The sequence below is a fragment of the Paenibacillus gyeongsangnamensis genome, assembly GCF_027533625.1.
In the GTDB taxonomy this organism is placed as follows: domain Bacteria; phylum Bacillota; class Bacilli; order Paenibacillales; family NBRC-103111; genus Paenibacillus_G; species Paenibacillus_G gyeongsangnamensis.
Genome location: NZ_JAQAGZ010000058.1, coordinates 1 through 8098, shown reverse-complemented (window position 1 = coordinate 8098; position 8098 = coordinate 1). Strand labels below are relative to the sequence as shown.

6 protein-coding genes are annotated in these 8098 nt (G+C 46.2%); all 6 read right to left on the bottom strand.

Going from position 1 to position 8098, the window contains the following annotated elements:
- Nucleotides 1-795: 795 nt before the first annotated feature.
- The 6 genes from O9H85_RS37175 to O9H85_RS37150 all read right to left on the bottom strand — a co-directional run bounded on the left by O9H85_RS37175 (nt 796) and on the right by O9H85_RS37150 (nt 7364).
- On the bottom strand, nt 796-1554 hold the full coding sequence (locus tag O9H85_RS37175) for a hypothetical protein (protein WP_269886346.1): 759 nt from the start codon (nt 1552-1554) through the stop codon (nt 796-798).
- Nucleotides 1555-1593: 39 nt separating this feature from the next.
- Nucleotides 1594-2844 (bottom strand): FG-GAP repeat domain-containing protein, encoded by a 1251-nt coding sequence (locus O9H85_RS37170; protein WP_269886345.1) that lies wholly within the window; start codon nt 2842-2844, stop codon nt 1594-1596.
- 58 nt (nt 2845-2902) lie between these two features.
- The gene (locus O9H85_RS37165) at nt 2903-5935 is read right to left on the bottom strand and encodes a TIM-barrel domain-containing protein (protein WP_269886344.1); all 3033 of its coding nucleotides are present in this window, start codon (nt 5933-5935) and stop codon (nt 2903-2905) included.
- A 451-nt stretch (nt 5936-6386) separates the two neighbouring features.
- Nucleotides 6387-6668, bottom strand: coding sequence for a hypothetical protein (locus O9H85_RS37160; protein WP_269886343.1), 282 nt, complete (start codon nt 6666-6668; stop codon nt 6387-6389).
- Nucleotides 6669-6825: 157 nt separating this feature from the next.
- On the bottom strand, nt 6826-7041 hold the full coding sequence (locus O9H85_RS37155) for a hypothetical protein (protein WP_269886342.1): 216 nt from the start codon (nt 7039-7041) through the stop codon (nt 6826-6828).
- Nucleotides 7042-7145: 104 nt separating this feature from the next.
- Nucleotides 7146-7364 carry a hypothetical protein gene (locus tag O9H85_RS37150; RefSeq protein ID WP_269886341.1) on the bottom strand — a complete coding sequence of 73 codons (219 nt, stop codon included), beginning with the start codon at nt 7362-7364 and terminating at the stop codon, nt 7146-7148.
- Nucleotides 7365-8098: the final 734 nt, after the last annotated feature.

Here is an 8098-nt window from a genome sequence, read left to right as displayed (position 1 = left end):
CTTGTGCTACATGGGTTTCTTTCGCTATATCGATTCCCACAATTAGGTGAGTGGTGGAAATTCGTTCGATCCGTTGATTTTGAGCGTCTGATTGTTTAAACTTCATAAAAGAGCGCCTCCTTGATGGTGTTGGGTTTAACCCGTTGACAGACCCATCATACCGAGGCGCTCCTTTTTTTTCAAAGTCCATTTCTTAGGACTAACAGGAATGTTTACTTTAATGGAACAAGGAGCAGCCTGCCACTGGCAAACTGCTCCTTGCTTCATTGAATTATCGTTTCCGTTAGCTTAATCCAGTTTAGTCCTGTGGCATCTCATTATTATTTTCAGCAATAACATGGCTTCAACTAAGGCATGGACGTAATTTAAGGAATCTCCTTCGGGTCGATCCCCCCTGTGGTGACATCCACGTGCGATCATAAAGAGTTCTGTTCTTAATTCAATAAGATTGCAATTATTAAGATTCCCATCGCTTTTATATGCAAGTTCCACCTTATCACTGATTTCCGCAGTTTTCTCAAACGAGCCCCAATACCTATGATGCTAAATAAAAAATCTCGCTCCATGATGCCTGAGGTTCTGGGAGATCATGAATACTTAAAACCTCGTAAATGTGGAGCGAAGACGCTTTAATCGAGACCCTGACGCATATCTGGCCAAGATGGAGCAAGAATGGGCAGAGATATATTGTTAGCTAATTTTGCTGTCGTAGAAAAAAAGACCGCCCGCCACCTGGCCAAGAAGACTAAGTGAGGTCGATCTATGTATATACTCAAAATGGCGTACGGCTCTTGCCTACTTCAAAGGATGATATTCCACAGCCAGCCAAATGCAGTCCGTATCCGCGTAGTATTGATGCCATGGATATACATACTTCGAATTAGTACCCTGTTCTATACTGCAGAACGGTACGGGCGTTGTAAATCCCGGGCTCATCTGCATATCTTCGTAAAGCGTGGCGAAATCTTGCTCCTTGAATTTTTGCATGCGGCCATAGCCGTAAATTTGCGTATGAACCTCGATAAAATCATGCTGGTTGTGAATGGCGCAGTTGCTGTTCGATGTGGCAAACCACACATTTACTTTGACAAGAAACGTATCCCTCCTGATTGGTTCGCTGCTCTGTCCGGTTATCACATAAGGGTCAAAATCCACCGTACCGATGCTGTCCTGCGGCGACCGCCAAAGCGGTGTATCTTTCAGCGCCGGAACAAGCTCTCTGACAGCGACCCAGCCGGGCTCCAAGATGACGTTTCCGATATTGGTCGTATCGGTAACAATCAAAAGCACCAGCTTGTCGGCGCTTTTAATGCTTACTTCTCTCAGAATGGCGGACGTTAAAGGCTTAACCGCCTTTTCCGGGGATTCACCAACGATCGCATCGGTCATGCCGGGATTGACAACGATGGTCCGCTCTTGGATATAGTAATCCCGCACATTTTCGATAAGCACAGCATCGATATGCCGATCCGAAAACGACAACCTTCTTATACTGTTTATCGGCACTTCCGTTTGTTCTGATCCGCTATTCGCATGATGAATTGAATTTTCCATTGAACACTAATCACCGTATCCTTCCTGGATTTCATGGACTTATTTCACATTGCCCCTAAGAGCTTCAGCGAACCGGTTATAGTACACTGAAATTTGCGAGTCGTCCGCTGTATAATAACCGTTCACGGAATACCCGATCGTGGCAAAATCCAATCGTCCGTCTCCATCATAATCGGCAACGGCAATTCTGGCTGCCGAAGCAGAGGAAACGTGCCATTTGACAAATACGCCATTCTTAACATCGATCGCTTTATAGTAGACCACGCCTTGCCACGGCACCGGACCGCGCAGCGCGACAAGGAACTCGTCATCCCCGTCTCCATCGAAGTCGGCGCATACAACGAAATGAGCCGGTCCTTCTCCCAGCTGGTTCGGATCACCATAAACGTCCAATACGACCCTCTTCCATGTAATTTTTGTCAACTCGTTATCAGTTTGCTTACAGTAAACGGCAATCGTATTGCCGTGAAACGGCTCTACTGCGGCAATGTAAGCGAACGAATCGCTGCCGATTTTGCCGGTATCCACGTCACCGCTGCCTTTAAAGCCGGTTTTGCTTTCCTCGCCCAATTCGCCGGCGCCGATCGGCACCTTTTGCCATTTCCGCTCATCCGAATCGTAATACAGCCACGTAATTCCTTCTTGCGTAGCCAGCAGTACAGAGTCGAGCTTCATACCGGATTTGGACTCGAAATTTTTCACCGTCACGCCATGGATCACATGAAAGTACGAATCGTCAATAATCGTGCCTTCCCACTGTTCTGCACTGTAAACATCCTCCGGCTGCGTAAACAGCAGCACCGGAACATCCGAGTGAACCGCTTGCGGCTTACCGACGATCGGCAGCGCAAGCACTTCCAGACGTTCGTTTTGCGTGAAATGTCCGACCTTCAAACGGTGCATCGCCGTAGCGCGTCCGATATAATGATGCTTCCACTCCTCCGTTTTATTACCCGGATTTTCCATCCAAATGATTTTCCCACCGTCCGGATCGCAATCGATCATGGTTTTGCCATATTGGTAACAGATGATGACATCAAGCAATCCGTTGCCGTTCACATCGGCATAATGCATTCCGACAGGTCCCTCCAGCTTGGCAATCGGCGTTCTTTCCCAGCCCGGATTTTCGTACCAGCCAACTTCCCCTTCTCCTAAACCGTATCCGATCAGATCGGGTTTACCGTCCTTGTCGATATCGAGCGCCTCAATCCAGTAGCCGTCCTTGCGGTGATCCTCCACCAGCTGCTGTTCGAAATATGGCGTAGCCAAACCCAGGTCTTTTACTTGCATTTACGAATTCCTCCCGATATGGATATTTCCGCCCGAAAGACCGGCTGCAACCGCAGCATTATGCCAAATATTCAGCTTTTATCGAGATCGAACTGCTGTTGTCGAATACTTTCATAAAGGAGATTCGGATATTTTCGTTATAATACCAAGCGTTTGAGCTCGCGTTTCTCAAGTGATCGGCCCGCTCTTCCGTTGTTCCGCCGGAAATGAATGCAGCCGGCTGTCCAGATACCTCCACCGATTTCAGAGGACCGGATTGGCCTGTCATTTCTCCCGGGTCATGTAAAATTGCAACAAAAAAATAGTTCTCCTGCGGGGTAAAATTATCGTGTATGCGATTGACCTCGATCTCCCGCACATTCGGGAGAGTGTAGCTATGTGAGATCCTGGTTTCCCTATACTCACTTTTGGCCAATGGATCGGAACCGCTTTGCGGATCGCCTGCAGGTGCCGAAGACCGACTGACCCCATCGTCAAGGAACATAGTATATTGACCGGATTGGCCTGGATACATGTTCAACGTAACCGGGTTCGGCTGCTGCTTAGCGTTCAATTCACCGACGAATTGCTCCAGCTCGATTGTCGGTATAACCGCCCCGGAACGAACATAAATCGGAACGATGTAGCCGATATGATCCTCATTGGCATCGATGTGCGCATCGAAGCCGCGAACTTCACCACCTCCCTCCACTGCCGGACTGAGCGGGGAGCGGTTATCCTTAAAACTGTACCAATCGCTGCCCTCGGGGAGGTAAATATCACGCTTGCCGTTCGCATTATCCTTCGACTGCTTTTCGAGCACCGGCGCAATCAGCAGGTCTTTGCCGACAAAAAACTGGTTGTTCAAAAACGGCAGTTTATCGTTAAACAAAGCTCTATCTTCGCTGTCGTTCAGGAACATCGTCCGGCAAATCGGCATGCCGTTTATTGTGTTCTCAAACATCGCATCATAGAACAGCTGCATAAGGCGATAGCGAAGCTCGATGTAATGCTTACAGACAGGCAGTACGCTCGTATACAAATAACGTGCTTCCGGCGGAATCGCGTTCAGATCAACGAACTGATAGGCATACGGCTCTTGGAAAAATTTCCTTCCTTTGGCGATGTAGTGGTTTCGGAACCATGGCAGGAACGCTCCCATCGTCGTCCAGCGAATAAACAGCTCCGGATCCGCCCAATGCTCCCAATCCTGTTCTATCTCAAATCCGCCTACGTCTGAGCCGGAAACCGCTTGACCGGAAATGCCGAGCGCCAACACTTGCGGAAGGGTGACACGCAGAAAATCCCAGGAAGATGCATTATCTCCGGTCCATAATCCGGCAAACCGGTGCATACCGCCGCGGCCGATAATAAAATTACGCTTGTTTTCTCTTCCCGGAATACCCAAATTGTTCAATCCGTGGTAAGTCGCTTTATGAAGATTATACGAAAATAAGTTCCATACTTTGATGACCGTCGTCGTATTTTCGTTACTTGCAGCTAAATCGGAATCTGATTGGGTATACATTTTCACAGAATCATCGGTTATCTTCAGCTTGAACGGGAAAGAACGCATATCGCCGCGCGTATCACGGATACACGGGGTCGTCATATCCTGCCATACCATTTCCAAGCCCATTTCAAAAAGATATTTGTATTGCTTTCCCCACCAATCGCGCACTTCTTTTCTCCCGAAATCAGGATAATGGCCTGTAGTGCCGCGATCCCCGCCATAGTACACTTCTCCGACATAAGGGCTGCCGGTGTTATAATTCGGATCTTTAAAAAAGTAATAGGTCTCGGAACCGCTTTGATAATTTTGATAGCTTTCGCCATCGTAATTCAGCGGCCCGTGGCGCAGATCCTTCACAAAAAACTGCTGCTCCAATCCGCTTCTGTATGTTAGGTAGTTATCGTCCTTATTGCTAATGATCGGTGTGATGTTCGTGCTGCACATGAAGCCATTGTTTCTCAGCCCAGTAAACATCCCCTTCGGATCGGGAAATCTGCTCTCGTCAATGGTAAACGTTTGATAATCCTTTTGAATATCGACATCGATATGTAAACCGTCAATCGGAATTTGATATTTGCGGTAGTTTTCCGCGACATTCTCAAGCTTCTTCCGCGTATCGTAGCCATAGCAGCCTTGATGATAGCCTAGCGCATACCGCGGCTTTAATCTCGATCTGCCGACGATCGAGGAATAAGCATCCATAATATCGGAGCAGCTGTCGCCAATGAAAACATAATAGTCCAAATCTCCGAAGCGTGTGCCGATCATGTATTGCTTGGAGTTCAAATAGCCCAAATCCATAAATACTTGGGAAGAATTGTCGACAAAGATCCCGTACACGCTATCTTCCGCCGGTACTCCGTAAAATTCGATGAAAAACGGATTGGAATGATACAAAGGTTCCCGGTCGTCCATCGCGCCTTGATTATAAACTTGTTTGGACATCATGTTGTCAAAATTAAAGTAGGTAAGCTGAACTTCATTTTTATATAAACTGCCACCTCCATGCTCCCCGAAGCCGCAATATTTTGCGGAAGCCGGCTTGATTTTGGCTTGAATCATCGCATAATCGTCGCTGTCACTGCCGCTGTATGTTTTTTTGCTGTAATAAATCCCCGGATTCGAATCGGACAGCACGAGGTACTCCGCTCCTGAAGCATTGAATTTGAACGCTTGGATTTGAAACGGAGCTAAGGTGACCTCTAATTTCAAGAAAGGCTTGTTATCATGACCTTTAGAAATAACCTCAACGCGGTCGTTGTACTCCTGATAATCTATAGTAAAATCCTCCATTGTATCGCACAGCTGATCGAATGTATCCATCACAACAGCACGGGTATTATACACGGTGTAATCGTCAAATTCGCTTTTTCCTGGATTGAAGCGCAGTCGGTATGTATCTTTGCGGGGGAAATAAAGAAGCATGAGGCAGCTTTGGTTATCGCTGTTCCGAAATCCGAGAGACAGTATCTTTTTACTCCCGTCGAAGGTATGAGAGAGAACCCGATCCAGACGATCCCATGATTTATAATCGTTAAAATAATCTTCAACCCGAATAAACTTATACATTTCCGTTTTAGTTTCGTAACCGGTTGGCATGTAGCCCCTCCTAAATAATAGAATTCATTCTATTGCACCCGATCGATGGTTGCCGGTAGAACGGTACCTGCGCTATGGTGGCCATTTAAGCAAACGAAACGGAATGAAGAAAGAATCCCCCCCTTTCGTAACAGTACCTTGAATATTATTGAGGTGATTTATGATTTATGTATAAAACTTAAGAGGGAATCATGAAGTGAAACTCGGGTGAGAAGATTTGAAGGAAGTGGCAACGATCGGAATCGTTCAGTTAGGCGGAGAAGAAGGGTGCTTCGCAGCTTTAATCTCTGAGGGTCTACTTCCCCGCAGCTTGTTGTGGGGAAGTTTTTATTTTACAATTCGTCCCGTAAGGAAGGCGAGAGGCCTGTGGAGAAGCACTGTGGTAGCCTGCTTCGGCAGCCATGACCGAGAGCGACCACGTAATCAAATCAACGGTGTTCCCCATGAACGCTTATGTGTTCTCGCTTGGATTTTTCTTTTCTTTATTCCACGATATGATCAGCCACAGATGAAAAGGGATTGCAACAAAGGAATAGACCGAAAAGAACAAGCTGAAATAGATTTTCCAATCAAAGTGAAGTGATTCTTGAATAAAGTTGGAAATGACGTAAACGAGCACCCCTGATCCAAGGGCATATTTGTTATAGCGGCTGTTTCCTTCGCGCAATCTGATGACCGCGGCGTATGTCCATGCGACAAATGAAAATGCCGCTAAAGCAAGAATGAAAGCCATCGGTTCCCCCCCCTTCAAATTAATTATACTCGATTGGCTGCTTAATGAGCGTATACAGTTTTTTGGTCTTGGATCGTCAGACAAACCATTTTATATATCCCAGAAGTCAGATCCTTTTAGGGGTACCGCCAGCGGAATGACGTTTGCTTTTTCTTCGTCAAGACGATGGTTCAGTTTTGATGATTTGTACTACGGCATCAATTTCTTCCAGCAAATCTGAAATCCCGCGCGTTTCAGCGATCTCTCTTAGAAAATCGACGAATTCACCTTCTTCCGTCTCGTTAAATTCGGTAATAATATCTCTTATATCCTCGGCCAATAGAGAAAGTTCCTCATTGTTGCAGCCCTCGATAAATTCAATGGTCTGATGCATGTCCTTTCTAAGCTGGTTCCATATTTCGGCTGAATCCTGTACGAATAAAGAAAAAAAAGGATTCCCCACCTTGTGACAGGGTGGGGACTATTTTACGGTTACCTTTAAAAAACGAGGATGACCCCTTCCACTCGAACTCTACCCGTTCCAACATTGGTAATTCTGAGTCGGAAAGTTCCAGCGGGAAGTATGAAAGGCAGGATGACGATGCGGGTCCCCGTCACGGTAATGCTGTTGGTTACCGGTAGGCCGGTCACAGCATTTACGAATTGATACCGGACAACAGGCGTGGTGGTGCTGCCGGTCGCTCGGCGTTGGGACACGATCACTTCTCCTGTATTTACGAGTCGGGTGACCCGGAAAGATCGGGTAATGACCGATGTCCCCGGGAAAATGTTAGGGAAGAGAAACGTGATAAGTTGACGAATGATAGTTGTACTCCGTTTGAGTGCCAATCTAAGGGAACCTTTCATGGTTTCACCTCCCGTCCACTTGGTATAAAATATGATATGTGTTGCCTTTTATTTGGTTTAGACTTGTGAGAAAGTTAGTGTTGTGTTCTTGCCAATGTCCGTTTATTTACAGACAGCTGAGACCCGCATTATTATTGTAGTTGTTTACACTCTATTGTCTTTAATTGCAAGCGTTGTTACAAAAAAAATTGTAATGGATACGTTAGCGGAATTAGGGACTCTATACAAACGATAAAGGAGCTGCAGCTGTTATCAAGACCTATTTATAAAAAGGTCAGAAGATAAAAAGGGATTCACATATTATACATGTATAATATGTGAATCCCTTTTTAATTTCATTTTGCTTCTCGCTTTGTTGAACTAACGTCTCCCGTTAACATTCCTGTAGGTGTTAGTAGATTCAATTTGCAGAAAAACGGACGCCTCGCTAGGATGAGTATGTACTGGGTTGCGGCCCTCAGAACTCACCTTAGGAGGCGTTATTATGAAGTCTAGACTAATTAAAGCTCAAAATCAACGTGTAGAGCGTATTTCCACTTCCACTCTTGTCATAGGCATCGACATTGCCAAGGAGAAACATGCTG

Excerpts from the sequence above, each read along its gene's own strand:
- O9H85_RS37155 (WP_269886342.1), bottom strand. The coding sequence starts at position 7,041 with ATGCATCAGACCATTGAATTTATCGAGGGCTGCAACAATGAGGAACTT.
- O9H85_RS37165 (WP_269886344.1), bottom strand. The coding sequence starts at position 5,935 with ATGCCAACCGGTTACGAAACTAAAACGGAAATGTATAAGTTTATTCGG.
- O9H85_RS37175 (WP_269886346.1), bottom strand. The coding sequence starts at position 1,554 with ATGGAAAATTCAATTCATCATGCGAATAGCGGATCAGAACAAACGGAA.
- O9H85_RS37160 (WP_269886343.1), bottom strand. The coding sequence starts at position 6,668 with ATGGCTTTCATTCTTGCTTTAGCGGCATTTTCATTTGTCGCATGGACA.
- O9H85_RS37170 (WP_269886345.1), bottom strand. The coding sequence starts at position 2,844 with ATGCAAGTAAAAGACCTGGGTTTGGCTACGCCATATTTCGAACAGCAG.